This is a genomic window from Microcoleus sp. B4-C1 (genome assembly GCF_036705285.1).
In the GTDB taxonomy this organism is placed as follows: Bacteria; Cyanobacteriota; Cyanobacteriia; order Cyanobacteriales; family Microcoleaceae; genus Microcoleus.
Window position 1 is genome coordinate 1 of sequence record NZ_JAUBUC010000060.1, and the last position, 13,187, is coordinate 13,187.

The 13,187-nt window shown below is 45.5% G+C and carries 11 protein-coding genes and 3 tRNA genes; 8 read left to right on the forward strand and 6 right to left on the reverse strand.

What is annotated here, in order from left to right:
* Positions 1 to 520: 520 nt before the first annotated feature.
* Positions 521 to 655, reverse strand: coding sequence for a hypothetical protein (locus tag QUB26_RS21810; RefSeq protein ID WP_333291747.1), 135 nt, complete (start codon positions 653 to 655; stop codon positions 521 to 523).
* Between the two features lie 152 nt (positions 656 to 807).
* On the reverse strand, positions 808 to 2,970 hold the full coding sequence (locus QUB26_RS21815) for a CBS domain-containing protein (RefSeq protein WP_333319690.1): 2,163 nt from the start codon (positions 2,968 to 2,970) through the stop codon (positions 808 to 810).
* A gap of 145 nt (positions 2,971 to 3,115) precedes the next feature.
* Here QUB26_RS21815 and QUB26_RS21820 point away from each other — a divergent pair, with 145 nt between their 5' ends.
* Both QUB26_RS21820 and QUB26_RS21825 read left to right on the forward strand, forming a co-directional pair.
* Positions 3,116 to 5,674, forward strand: coding sequence for a PhoD-like phosphatase (locus QUB26_RS21820; RefSeq protein ID WP_333319692.1), 2,559 nt, complete (start codon positions 3,116 to 3,118; stop codon positions 5,672 to 5,674).
* Between the two features lie 233 nt (positions 5,675 to 5,907).
* Positions 5,908 to 6,051: a hypothetical protein gene (locus tag QUB26_RS21825; protein WP_333302503.1), complete on the forward strand. Its 144-nt coding sequence runs from the start codon at positions 5,908 to 5,910 to the stop codon at positions 6,049 to 6,051.
* A 354-nt stretch (positions 6,052 to 6,405) separates the two neighbouring features.
* Here QUB26_RS21825 and QUB26_RS21830 read toward each other — a convergent pair.
* The 3 genes from QUB26_RS21830 to QUB26_RS21840 form a co-directional block, all read right to left on the reverse strand.
* A tRNA-Thr gene (locus QUB26_RS21830) sits at positions 6,406 to 6,477 on the reverse strand.
* A gap of 73 nt (positions 6,478 to 6,550) precedes the next feature.
* A tRNA-Tyr gene (locus QUB26_RS21835) sits at positions 6,551 to 6,632 on the reverse strand.
* A gap of 197 nt (positions 6,633 to 6,829) precedes the next feature.
* Positions 6,830 to 8,650 (reverse strand): ABC transporter ATP-binding protein, encoded by a 1,821-nt coding sequence (locus QUB26_RS21840; RefSeq protein ID WP_333239044.1) that lies wholly within the window; start codon positions 8,648 to 8,650, stop codon positions 6,830 to 6,832.
* Between the two features lie 23 nt (positions 8,651 to 8,673).
* Here QUB26_RS21840 and QUB26_RS21845 point away from each other — a divergent pair, with 23 nt between their 5' ends.
* A complete protein-coding gene (locus QUB26_RS21845; RefSeq protein ID WP_333250536.1) occupies positions 8,674 to 8,889 on the forward strand; it encodes a hypothetical protein in 216 nt (71 codons plus the stop codon).
* Positions 8,890 to 8,938: 49 nt separating this feature from the next.
* On the opposite strand, the gene QUB26_RS21850 is transcribed toward QUB26_RS21845, so the two are convergent.
* Positions 8,939 to 9,079, reverse strand: a complete 141-nt coding sequence (locus QUB26_RS21850; RefSeq protein ID WP_172188980.1) for a hypothetical protein — start codon at positions 9,077 to 9,079, stop codon at positions 8,939 to 8,941.
* Positions 9,080 to 9,298: 219 nt separating this feature from the next.
* Between QUB26_RS21850 and QUB26_RS21855 the strand changes: the two genes are divergently transcribed.
* From QUB26_RS21855 to QUB26_RS21875, 5 genes are all read left to right on the forward strand, one after another.
* Positions 9,299 to 9,370 (forward strand) — tRNA-Gly (locus tag QUB26_RS21855).
* A 249-nt stretch (positions 9,371 to 9,619) separates the two neighbouring features.
* Entirely contained in the window at positions 9,620 to 10,024 is a 405-nt protein-coding gene (locus tag QUB26_RS21860; RefSeq protein ID WP_333056560.1) for a hypothetical protein, read from the forward strand.
* Positions 10,025 to 10,028: 4 nt separating this feature from the next.
* Positions 10,029 to 11,294: a glutamate-5-semialdehyde dehydrogenase gene (locus tag QUB26_RS21865; RefSeq protein ID WP_333239042.1), complete on the forward strand. Its 1,266-nt coding sequence runs from the start codon at positions 10,029 to 10,031 to the stop codon at positions 11,292 to 11,294.
* A 321-nt stretch (positions 11,295 to 11,615) separates the two neighbouring features.
* On the forward strand, positions 11,616 to 12,767 hold the full coding sequence (locus tag QUB26_RS21870; protein WP_333239040.1) for a fatty acid desaturase: 1,152 nt from the start codon (positions 11,616 to 11,618) through the stop codon (positions 12,765 to 12,767).
* 183 nt (positions 12,768 to 12,950) lie between these two features.
* On the forward strand, positions 12,951 to 13,127 hold the full coding sequence (locus QUB26_RS21875; protein ID WP_333239038.1) for a hypothetical protein: 177 nt from the start codon (positions 12,951 to 12,953) through the stop codon (positions 13,125 to 13,127).
* The last annotated feature ends 60 nt before the right edge of the window (positions 13,128 to 13,187 follow it).

The window sequence follows — 13,187 nt, forward strand, 5'->3', positions numbered from 1 at the left end:
TTTTAATAATTTTAGGAATCGCGTATTAGCTTGCTTTTCTGATTAGATAAACTTATAACCATAAGTTCAGGAGAGCCCCACAACTTTGCTGACGCCCAAAACCTTTGAACAATGCTTTTATCCTAGGAATACCAAATTTTCACATTTTTTTTAAAAAAGTTGATTTCATGTTAGTTACAATTCGGCTAATCGTTGATTCGGATACTCCCCAATTTGTCCCCGAAAATAGGTTCGATATTCTCCCCAATATTCCTAGGCAACTAAAAGTTGTTCTTCAAGAGTGAAGGCGCTTCGGCGTCCTCGTTGAGCTTGAGGATTTTCTAGCCGGAATTGTTCTCAAGTGTTAACCCTTTCTTTAAACGTTTGAATCAGGACACCACATCTCTGTTTAAATTGCTCCGGTTTCAAATTTTGATAAAATCGATAGATTTATTATGTAACTACAAAACACCTTTTTAGCATTTTATGCTGTTTTGAGCATCATGTCCTGAAAATCAGTTCAACCTGCAATTTCCTCCAATTAAGCCAAAGCCTTTATTCTAGCATATATTTTTTGCACGATGTCTATTATTTCTTCCCAATGACTACTGATACCAGTTGAAAAAAAGAATGCAACTGTAGGCCTGTGATCCCAACCACGTGCTTCATCAGTCATTTCCAATTATTCAATTATTCAATCCTCTGATACCAGTTGAAAAAAAGAATGCAACTGTAAGCCCGCGATCCAAACCACGAGCTTAATGAGTCATTTCCAATTATTCAATTTTTCAATCTAAAATCTCAAATCTCAAATCGTATGACTGGTGACTAAGGACGACTGACGATCGGAATCTCGATCGCAAACTCAGTGCCCCGTCCAGCTTCCGAAACGCAATCTAGTCGCCCCCCGTGCTGTTCCACAACTAAATGGTAAGAAATCGACAGTCCCAATCCAGTGCCCTTGCCGACTGGTTTGGTAGTAAAAAACGGGTCAAATAATTGGCGGCGAATCTCCTCCGGTATGCCCCGCCCGTTGTCGCAAATGCGGATCGCCACAAAATCGCCGCCAACAACTTCAGTGCGAATTGTAATTGTGGGAACAGTCAATGGAGAATTAGGATTTGACGGGGGTGAATTTTTCGCATTTCTCGCCGCCCATTCCCCTTGCTGGATTTCTTCATCCAAAGCATCAATAGCATTGCCGATAATATTCATGAACACCTGATTGATCTGACCAGCACAGCACTCGATGTGGGGCAAATTGCCATATTCTTTAATAATCTGGATAGTTGGATGTGGGCCGTGGGCTTTGAGCCGATGCTGCAAAATCAACAAAGTGGTTTCGAGTCCCTCGTGAATGTCAACGAGCTTGATGTTAGATTGATCCGATCGCGAAAAATTACGCATCGACACAACTATTTGGCGGATGCGCTCGGTTCCTACTTGCATAGAAGACACTAGCTTAGATAAGTCTTCTACCAAAAAATCGACTTCCATCTCTGCTGCTGCTTCCCGAATTTCCGAGACTGGTTCGGGATAGTGCTGCTGGTAAAGTCCCAAAAGTTGGAGCAATTCTTTGATGTAGTGGCTGGCGTGGGAAAGGTTGCCGTAGATAAAATTAACAGGATTGTTAATTTCGTGAGCGATACCGGCAATCATTTGTCCCAAAGAAGACATTTTTTCGGTTTGCACTAATTGAGTTTGAGTTTGCTGCAACTTTCGCACAGTTTGCTCTAATTGCTGTGCTTGATTTTTCAAGCAAGTTTGCTTTCGCCGCAGGACTTCTTCGACTCTCTGGCGCTTGATAATATCCCGTCTCAACAATTCATTTGATTCTAAAAGTTGAGCGGTGCGTTCTTCAACTTGTTTTTTTAAGTCGTCGTGAGCTTGGCGCAGGGCTTCTTGGGCCCGCTGCCGCTCTAAAATTTCTTGCTGCAAAAGTTCGTTGGCTTTCTGCAATTGGGTGGCTCGATCGTCCACTGCTTGTTGTAACAGCTCGATCGTCCCATACATTTCAGATTGGTTAAAAACTTGCGGCAAACTTGTCTGAGACACAACGCCCAAAAGCTCTCCCTGGCTGCCAACTACTACCAAACGGCGGACGCAGTGGCGCTGCATGGACTGGTGGACACTCCAGAGGGAATCGGTGGGAGATATGCAAAATAAAGGCGCACTCATGGCCCTTGCAGCGGGGATTTCCGAGAGGTTGAGTTCGAGGGCGTGAAACTGCACGATGTCGCGCTCGGTGACAATGCCGATCGGAATTTGGTAATTTTGTGTTGGTGCGATCGCCCGATCGGGATGCTGAGTTTGCTCTTTGACAATGACAACGGAACTAACTCGATGCTTGACCATGAGCTGGGCTAAATCGAGGGCTGAGGCAGTTGTTGTGGCAGAAATGACTTGGTGCGTCATGACATCTGCTGCACAGCGCAAATTGGTTAGCAAGTTAATCGGCTGGAGGGCTTCGTGAATGGCTTCGCGGGTGATGATGCCGAGAAGTCGCGAGTCCTCGTCTACTACGGGCAAATGCCGGATGGAGTGCTGGCGCAAGGTGAACATAGCTGTGAAAATATCTGGAGACTCGGATTTTTTGAGAGTAATGGGCGATCGAGTCATTACGTCAGCAATTGTCAGTCCGACTGTACAAGCTGCGACGGTAGTTAGCTTGACGATATCCCGTTCTGTAAAAATGCCGATGGGCCGATTATCTTCGACGACTAAGACGCAACTGCGCTTGGCTGCGCTAGCAACAGCGTTTTGTTTTTCGCCACAAAGGTGACAGGAGACGCGCATCGGGTTCATGAGAGCCAACACTTGGGCGATCGGGGTTTCTGGAGCCACGGTGAGGGGGTGGCGGTCGATCGCCCGATCTAAAGGTGACGAGTAGAGAGGCCGGCTGTTGGGGCGTTCGGCCGGTTCTGATGATTTAATTACCGACAACTGGGGGGCTGAATTGATGAAATGTTGTAATTGTTCTTCTTGTAGCATGATTATTAATTTTACTTAATGAGTTGTTACAATTTTGGAGACTTGGGTTGGCAGACTTAGCATTAATTAAGCGGGTGATAGATGCTCGATCGCCTAAAATCTGATTGCTAGAACACTCTTATTTAATTTTTATTTTTTAAATCCTATGTCGTGGACTCCCTTAAGTCATCGAATTCATCACTTGCCGCTTATCCTTGCGGGCCCGATTTTGCGCCGGACTGAAAGTCGGGCCGTGACAGTTTGGCTGGCTCTGAAAGCCCCCCGCCAAGTCGAACTCAAGGTTTATTCGACAGAGGGCGGAACCGGCGAAATTGTCGATCGGCCCTTGCTCCAAGGTGCGACCTCTACCGTGCAGCTCGGCAAATACCTGCACGTAGTCGCCGTGACTGCTAAACCAATTAACAGCAACCTCTTGACATCTGGGCAAATTTATGCTTATGACATCAAGTTTACTGGGAGTAGCGAGTCGAACGTCGGGGGTGCAGTCCCAGAAAATGAGAAAGAAAATCTCATTTCTTGCCTGTGGCCTGCCACCCCTGATTTATCGGCTTTGGGGCCGGAGACGATTAGTTATTTCGCTCACCAGTTGCCCACTTTTGCCCTGCCGCCGCAGGATTTAAACTATTTGCGTATCGTTCACGGTTCTTGTCGTAAGCCCCACGGAGACGGCAGAGATGCGCTGCCCATCTTGGATAATTCGATCGAACAGTTTGCAGGAACGGCAAATAGCAGGCCCCACCAACTGTTTTTAACGGGCGACCAAATTTACGGCGACGACGTTGCCGATGCCATGCTGTGGGCCTTGACTGACGCTGGCGATACACTGTTGGGCTGGGAAGAAAGTCTACCCCTGATGGATGATGCCCAAATAAAAAAGAATTTGTGTATCAGTATACCTAAAAATTCGCAAAACGAAACTGCACCTGGCCAAGAGAGGGAAATTTTTAGAGAGTCGCCAATTCAGAAACCGTCGGATGCTGAGTATCAGTTCAAAAAACCAATTGAGTTACAGCCGGGGACTCGCAGCGATATTGCCAGAGATTTTGGCGGCTTTACGGCGATGTTGGTGAATAAACCCAAAAATGCTAAAAGTCACTTGTTTAGCTTGGGCGAATATTATGCGATGTATTTGTTAGTTTGGTCGCCGGTACTCTGGTGCACAAGTTTTCCGAAGGGTAAGGATATTTGCCCAAATTCTAAGCAGGCAAAAGTCTGGGATAGAGAAGTTGTTGAACTTAACGGTTTTGCTCGCAATTTGTGGAGAGTGAGGAGGGCGCTAGCGAATATTCCTACTTATATGATTTGCGATGACCATGATGTTAGCGACGATTTTTATTTGAATCGAGAGTGGTGTTACCGGGTGCTGGGGAAGCCGCTGGGCCGCCGGGTAGTGCAGAATGCTTTGCTGGCTTACGCTGTGTTTCAGGCTTGGGGAAATACGCCTGCACAGTTCGATCGCGAAAAACCGGGAGATAAATTATTCAAGGCTGCTGAAAAATGGTCTGCTTCGGCGGGGACTGATGTTTCTGCTTGGGAGGATGCGGCTTCGTATTTGGGAATTCCCGCGCTCGATCCAAAAACTCATTTGCCTAAGTTGAAATTAGATGAAGATGTTTTTATTTTGGATCGAGATGACGAGGGTGTAACTGAGGTTTTGAATTGGCATTTTACTGTGAGAAGTTTTAAGCACGAGGTGATTGTGCTGGATACGCGGAATTGGCGGGGGTATCCGGTGAAAAGTGCGATCGATCCACCGATGCTTTTGACTCACAAAGGTTTTGAGGAGCAAATTCAGAAACCTTTGAGGGAGACTGAGTTGCTGAATAAAACTGGGGAGTTTGAGATTGAGGCGACGCTGGTGGTTGTGCCGACAAATTTGGTGGGTTTGTCGATTATTGATGCGGTGCAAAAGTGGGATGTGGAACAGGGGAAGGTTTTTAATAGTGATGCGGGGGATTCTTGGAATTTTCATGAGTTAGCTTTTGTGAAGCTGTTGGTGGAATTTTTTAAGCAGCGCAATCGGGTGATTGTGTTGACGGGGGATATTCACTATGCTGCTGCTGTGCGACTGAGTTATTGGTCTGATTGTCATTTTGGCGATTCTCGATCGAACATTGAGCCTTTGAAGGGGGCGAATGATAAGTCAAATTGTCAAAATTCTGTGTTGGCGCAGTTGACTGCTAGTGCTTTGATCAATGAGGAGTGGACAACGCATTTAGTTCATACTAAGATTAAGTCGCTGTTTCCTGAGCGATCGCACGAATGTTTGGGATGGAATGAGCCGCTGGAATTAATGAAGATTTCGAGGGGTGGCAGAAAGAAGGCTATGGCGGCTGCTGTCAGAAATAGACAATCTCTGCCTGATTGGGGCTATCGGATTGACTGGATTAAACGGCAAAGAGCTCGCGTGTTTTTGCAGCTAGAAAATGGAACTGCGTCAGATAGATCGCATAAAAATAAACAATTGTCATTCCGGCGTAGGTTATGGAATTTTATATCGCTGTTGTGGCGCAATCGCTGGCTGCAAGAGGGTGATGAGATTGTGGGATATAGCAATATTGCGATCGTCAGTTTTCAGTGGCCGGCTGATGATGATGGGGAGAAGGCGGTGATGCAAAATATTTATTGGCGGCCTCTTTGGGAGCCGGATAGTGTAGTTTATAGTCAATATTTTGTGCCACTGGGATTGGATGAGGATGATTAGATTCACGATTTATTGAAGAAGTCGGGGATTTCGATACGGGTACAATATTGTGATCGGTTTGTGGCAGTGTCCGCCGGAGGAGAAACCCTAGTCTCATAGCTAAAGTCGGTTGGAACTGAGATGTTACACCATTCTCAAGAACAGGCTTTCCGGCCTGTTCCACAAGAGATGAATTTTATTGTGGAACAGGCCGGAAAGCCTGTTCATAAAAGATTTATCGAGAAGGGTGCAAGATGTCAGTTGGAACTGAGATGTTACACCCTTCTCAACTAGCCATACTGCCAGCCACTAAGGATCGTGGATTAAATAACTTCGTAGGTTGGGTTGAGGAACGAAACCCAACAATCAAGCGTGGCGTTGGGTGGAGCGAAGCGTAGGGTTCGTCCCTCAACCCAACCTACAAAAAATGCAAGTTATTTAATTCTCATTCCTAACAGTGATCTCAAAACTGTGCTTATGAGCTAGACTCTGGGTACGATCGATATTAATTAACAGACCCAACACTACCAAAGATAGCAACAAAGTTTCTCCGACAGTCGCAGATTTCCTAGAGCCGGCCGACTTGCTCAATCAGTTAAAAGCCATACGCAAAAAGTCGAGGGCGGACTTGGCAGATATGGAAGTTGTTTGGGACATATTAGAAAACCATCAGCACGAAAGTTCAGCGGAAAACTAACCTTCTTGCTGTTCGATAAACGTGAAACCCTTGATGGATATAGCAGAAAATAGAAAGCCCGTGACGAGATTTGAACTCGTGACTTCCTCCTTACCAAGGAGGTACTCTACCACTGAGTTACACGGGCATAAAAAATTAAGAATCTCCAATTAAAAAATTAATTTTTAATTCTTAAATTTTAACTTTTTATTAAATTGAGGTGGGCCGAGCTAGATTTGAACTAGCGTAGGCGTAGCCAGCGGATTTACAGTCCGCCCCCATTAACCGCTCGGGCATCGACCCATTTCCATCACAGTTATACATCCTAGCACCAGAATCTTTATTTGCAACATTATATTTAAAACTCTAATCATTTAGCTGATAACACATAAGTGAGTTAGGGGCTGACGGGAAAATTGAACACTGTTTAAGGTGTGCATTGCTAAGTCTAGGCTGGGTGCGTGCCCGGAGCACCCTAAGTCTAGACTTAGCCCAAATCCCTAATTCACTAATTCCCCGGTTTCTTGCAGGGAGTGCAGGCGGCGGTAAATACCTTGTTGACTCAAAAGTTCTTCGTGGCTGCCAACTTCGACGATTCTACCGCCGTCGAGTACGACGATCGCATCGGCTTCGCGAATTGTACTCAGTCTGTGGGCAATAATTATGGTGGTGCGCGTACCGAGGATATTTCGCATGGCTATCTGGATCGATCGCTCGCTTTCATAGTCCAAACTAGAAGTAGCCTCATCAAAAATTAACACATCCGGCTCCACCAACAGCGCCCTGGCAATCCCCAACCGCTGCCGCTGGCCGCCGGACAACCGCATTCCTCTCTCCCCGACCACGGTATAGTAACCTTGGGGCAACAGCCGCACAAAATCGTCTACTTTGGCAATGCGACAAGCATCCTCAACTTGCTCGAAAGTGGCGTTTCTGTTTCCGTAAGTCAAATTTTCCAGCAAAGTACCGTTAAAAACGTCTACTTCTTGGTGGACAATGGCTAAACGCTGGCGGTAGCGAGTCACGTCTAAGCTGCAAATGTCTTCGCCGTCGATCAGAATGCGGCCGGAGTTGGGTTCAAAGTAGCGAAACAAAAGTTTCACTAAAGTCGATTTCCCGGAACCCGATCGCCCGACTAATGCTACAGTTTGTCGGGGATGAATCAATAAATTCACATCTTGCAAAACGGGTTTTTGACTGTCGTACCCGAATGTCAAACCGCTGATCTCAACTTTGCCGGTAAATTTATAAGATGGCTGTGCCGATCGAGCATTTTCTGCTAAATTAACCGCATCAACACCGTCGGGCGTTTGCATAAACTCGTGGAACCGGATCATTGAAGAATAACGCCGCGCCAATGATTCGGCGATAATGCTAATCGGACGCAGTTGGGAATATGCCATGCTTGCCAACGTGTAGACGGTAACAAAATATCCGAGGGAAATTTTGCCTGCAACCGTGGCTGCTAGGCTAAAACCAAGAACTGAAAACAAACACAACTGGACGATCGTCTGCTGGTATGTCCCCAAGGTGACGTATCCTTTGTGAATGCGGTGGATCACGACTTTTAATTCGCGATCGAGTCGGGTGGTTTGCCTTTTGAGTTCATCGCTTTCTGTCGCAAAAGCTTTGACTGTTTTGATGTTGGTGATAATTTCCGAGTTGCGGCTTTCTGTATCTTCGATGTATTCATCCAGAATTTCTTCCCGCGCAGTCACCTGTTGCAGGCCTTTGAGGGTGAAACTGAGGATAAATAGGAATGAAACCAAAATTAATAAGCCAATCCGCCACTCAATTAAGCAGATAACGGCAAAAATGCCGATTAAGCGGACGACTTCGGGGATGAAGTCGCCGGCAATTTCTGGGTAAGTCCAAGTATGGTTGGCGATGCCTTTGGCGATGCGGCTGGCAATCCGTCCGGCGTTGTTTTCGTCGTAGAATTCTAGGGGTAAGGTGAGGATTTTGCCGATCGCACTTCTCATTCGATCGCGCCTTGCCCTCAATGGTATCGCCCAGTGGAACCAATTTGCTACCCAAGGCTGGATCGGTGCTTTGGCTACTGTTACCAGAAAAATTATGCCGAGCAAGACGGATAGCGATAATATTTTGTTGGGTGACTGCTGGGTAACAGAGGCGATCGCTGCTATGAGTTTTTGCGTTACTGTATCTGTAGGTTGACCCGACAATACGTTTAATATTTGACCGATCGCGTAAGGAACAAGCAAATCGGCTAGTGCCAAAATGCTGGATGCGCCTATGCTGTAAAGTGATATTTTCCAGTAGCGGCTGTAGTATTTGAAGATGTCCTGAAAGCTTGCCATAAATTTTTGTTGAGATACAACCCTTGCAAACACTTGCATTTAGAACTGCGCTCTCGGCGCGCCGTGTTTACAAGTGTACTACAAAAGTAGTCGATCGGGGATTCATCTCGGCTCATGCTAGCGACTCGCCCGATCGGGTGATTTATGGCAATCATTCGATCGTCAGCAATCGATCGGCCTTCCTGGGCAATAAACTCAAGACTAAGGGCAAAAAATGCAAAAGACAGAATTTTTCTTAAATTCTGCCTTCTGAGCAATGCCTTATAAGTTTTACCTTTGAGTCGTCTGTTAGCTGAATGTGTAGGCTGATTGCAGCGCCCACCAGATCAAGAAGCCGATTCCGCCGGCAATGACAATCGCCGAAATGGCGATCGCTATAGGACTGTCAGCTCCCTTGAACTTCATGATTCCGCGATTTAAATCTGACATGACAGTGTTCTCCCACAATTCCAGCTTGATTGTAGCTTTGCCGTGGGTCGATGGCGGTCAATTTTCACGGCAATTACTGATTTGGTTAATGATCTGGCTGCTGAAATTGCAGGTGGGGAGTGGGTTTGGGGGGGGTTTACTGGGTTTGTGAAAAAAACTTGCTAAAAAGACTTGACAAATTTAGAGAATTGAGACAATATTGTTAATACCGCAGGAAATGCGGGTGTAGCTCAGTGGTAGAGCGTCACCTTGCCAAGGTGAATGTCGCGCGTTCGAATCGCGTCACCCGCTTTAGAAGATAAACAAAATCAAGAAAACCGGAAAGTAGATCAAGAAAGTTTTCGGTATACTCCTAATGATGGTTGAAAATACCTAAGTTAGTGGTAAGATTGAATGCAGAACTTGTAAGTCAAAATTGCCGATCGGGCAATATCTCGGAATAGGCAGTTGAAAGCCTCGCTTTGGCGGAATTGACAAGTTTGATTAAGTGGATATGTTAACGATTATTTTTGCAAAAACGCTTTTTTTATCCGATCGCTAGTGCCATCTCAAAAAGCTCCCAAGATTGACTTAAACGATGAGTACCCCTGTCCTTGCCGACGCCGGGGTCGTCTAGTTCCCATAACGTTGACAGAAGCCTTTGGCTGCAACCGCTGTCAACAAATATTTGTATTGGACGAAAGTGGAGACGTGATCGAGCAACTATCAACGAACTATCCTTACAAGCAGGCTTGGCGGTGGACAGGGCACCAGTGGAACAGAGCGCATCCGGGTTTGAAAGCCCATTACTTGCCACTGGCTTTGGGTATGATATTGGTGCCGCTAGTGATTTGGTTGCCCTTGGCGCTACACTCGCCGGGCCCGAATATTATTCTGTGGGCAATGGTCGCCGTGCTGCTAGCAATGCTGCCGGCGCTGATGGTATGGCTGGCTTACAGGCGTTAGCTAGATGATAATAGAGGATTTTACCCATTCATCAGATGCCGCAAATGTCGCGCGTCGGGCTTATCAAGCTTCTTTGGAGTTGGCGGCGACAAAGAGTGCCGATCGCGCGGCAGCTTTGCAGGCGATGGCGGGCTCGCTGAAACGGCGGCAAAATGACATTTTAGAAGCAAATACTCTGGATCTAGAAGCGAGTCGGGACATGGCGATTCCCGAATTGATTGTGGAGTGGCTGAAGCTGACGCCGGAACGGATCAAGACAACTGTGCAAATTCTGGAACGGTTGGGGGAAATGCCAGATCCGATCGGCAGGGTGATCAATGCTTCTTATCAGGTCGATCGCTGTCAGGTTTACTGTCAGTCGCTACCGCTGGGGGCGATCGCTCTTATTTACGAAGCGTTTCCCGAGTTGGGGGCGATCGCTGCGGGTTTGTCTCTCAAAAGCGCTAATAGTTTGATTCTTAAAGGCGGCAGCGAAAGCTGGCAAACTAATGCTGTAATTGGGGAAGCTTTGGTTTCGGCGATCGATGAGGTCGGTTTGCCATCGGGATGTTTGCAGGTACTGCCGCCGGATCGGGGCGCTTCGATCAGAGAATTGGTCACTCAAGACCAATATCTCAATTTAATTATTCCCTACGGTAGACCAAGTTTGGTGCAGCAGGTGGTAAGGTTGTGCACAGCACCAGTTTTGAGGTCGGCAATGGGAAATTGTTACCTTTATTGGTCGCCGACTGGCAGTTTGGAGATGGCAAGGTGGATGATTTTGGACAGCCATCAAAGCGTGCCCGATCCTGTTAATGCGATCGAGAAAGTGCTCATCGATCGCAACCAAAAGCCTTCTTCCTTAGTCAGGCTGTGGAACAGTTTAAAAGAAAAAGGCTTTCAAATTAGCGGCGATGCGGATCTCGTCGCAGATTTCCCAGACTTGAAGCTGGCTGAAACATACGAGTGGACTCAACCGTATTTAAACAAAACCATAGCGTTTAAAGTTGTCGATAGTTTAGAGATTGCGATCGGCTGGATCAACCGCTACAGCAGTGGTCACGCTGACTGTATTGCCACTGAATCTTACTTAGAAAGTCGCCAATTTGCTCTGGATGTTAACAGCGCCTCAACTTTTATTAATGCCTCACCTCGGTTTTGGCGCTATCAAAATCGGGGAGATGCGATATTTTTGGGAATGTCCAACCAAAAAGGTTATCGCCGGGGATTGATCGGGTTAGATACGCTGACGACAATTAAAGAAATTGTTCAGGGAAACGGACTTTTTTAATCTTATAGGTTATTTAAGATTGGTTATTGAGATTAAACCAAACTGAAAAGTGGGAAACTATTATCGATGCGTAAGCCTTTAATATTTGTCCCAAAAACCTTTTTATAGGATACAATAATATCTTGGTAGAACAATCAGGCCGCCTCGATCTAAAGCAATTTGATCACAAGCTGCAGGATAGCCGCAGTGGAGACAGATAAAATCTCCGCATCCTAACAATAAGCCGCCGGATTTATGTGTGGGTTCAATCTAAAATCGGGTACGGAATCTAATTAAATTTAGAAACTTATTAATTGACATGAAAACACTCTTAGCGATCACATGAAATCAGAAAAATCACTCAATACTCTAGACAAAACTGCAGCGGCGACTTTAGGCAAAGAAACGCTAATTCACCACTCGGTATATGTTAAAAAATTGCGTCCACTTCTGCCATCAGAAGCCTTTAAACCAGATGCTAGCAAGTTGGTTATACTGTTCATTAATATGGCCATTTTGCTACTGGGTTGGGGGATTGCCGATTGTCTAGATCAGTGGCCCATCTATCTTCTATGGCTTTATTTACCTTTAGCTTTAATTATGGGTAATAGTATCGTAACTATGGGATTTTTCGCCCATGATTTCATGCACGGTAGCGTCAATAAAAAGTCTCGTATGACTTATCATATAATTAGTTTTCTAGGGTTTGCAATGATGTTTATGCCTTCTACTCAGTGGAAATATGTTCATAACATTGTACATCACAGTCAAACAAATTATCTAGAAGATCCGGATCGCAATTACCTTTACCACCAGCCGAATAGTTGGGGAAAATGGATTCATAATTTCTTTGCGCCAGCGATTGATAATCCATCTTGGTTATTAATAGTAGGACTTCCAGCATCGTGGTTATTTCATCAATTTTGCCACCTCTCGTCGAGCCTATTGTTTAATAATAAAATTGTGGATTATGTGCCCGCTGCATTCACAGTTAGTCAGAAAGATAGATTGAAAATTGCTCTTGAGTTGTTTGCGGTTTTATGCCTGCATTTTAGCATTTTATTCTATTTAGAGTTTCATGCGCTAAAAATCGTTCTTGGGTACTTGCTACCCTTAGCAATCGGTCATACAGTTGCAATGTTTTATATCTACACAAATCACCTGATTTGTCGGATGACGAGTGTTAATGACCCGCTGATTAATAGTCTTTCAATACGGGTTCCCAAAATAGTTGATTTGTTGCATTTCAATTTTTCATATCACACGGAGCATCATATTTTCCCTAGTCTTAACTCAGACTATTACCCTTTGGTTCAAGAGTTGATCCAAATTCACTATCCTGGGCGGATGAATTTACTGGATGCTGGTGAAGCTTGGCAATTGTTAATGAAAACTCCTCGGCATTACAAAGATGAAGTTACGTTAACTGATTATTTAGGGGAAACTTCGGTAAATTGCCCTCTTGATAATTCTGCTGTAACACCTTTGCCATAGCTAAATACACCCGTTACGCTCACAAGTTCCCCCCAGACTACAACTAGAAACCGACGCTAACGAGCAATTTCACCTGACGGGATAACAACCCCGTCAGGCTTATAATTCTACATCCAAAATATTCCCACGGGTTGATTCAGAAAGATAATTCTATTTATTTGTATTATTAGTAATGGCGATATTATGGTGCAAGAGTTGTTGAAAATTCACTATCCCGATCGCATGAATTTAATCGATGCTGGCGACGCTTGGACGTTGCTGCTGGAAACACCCCGGCATTATCAAGATGAAGTTACCTTCACTGATTCCTCTGGTACATTGTGTGTGAATTGCTCGATCGCTGAAGACTACAAAAGCTGAGAATGGGCAAAGGAATTTTCTTTTGGGGAGTAGGGGGTGGGCGTCTCGCCCAACCCCAAA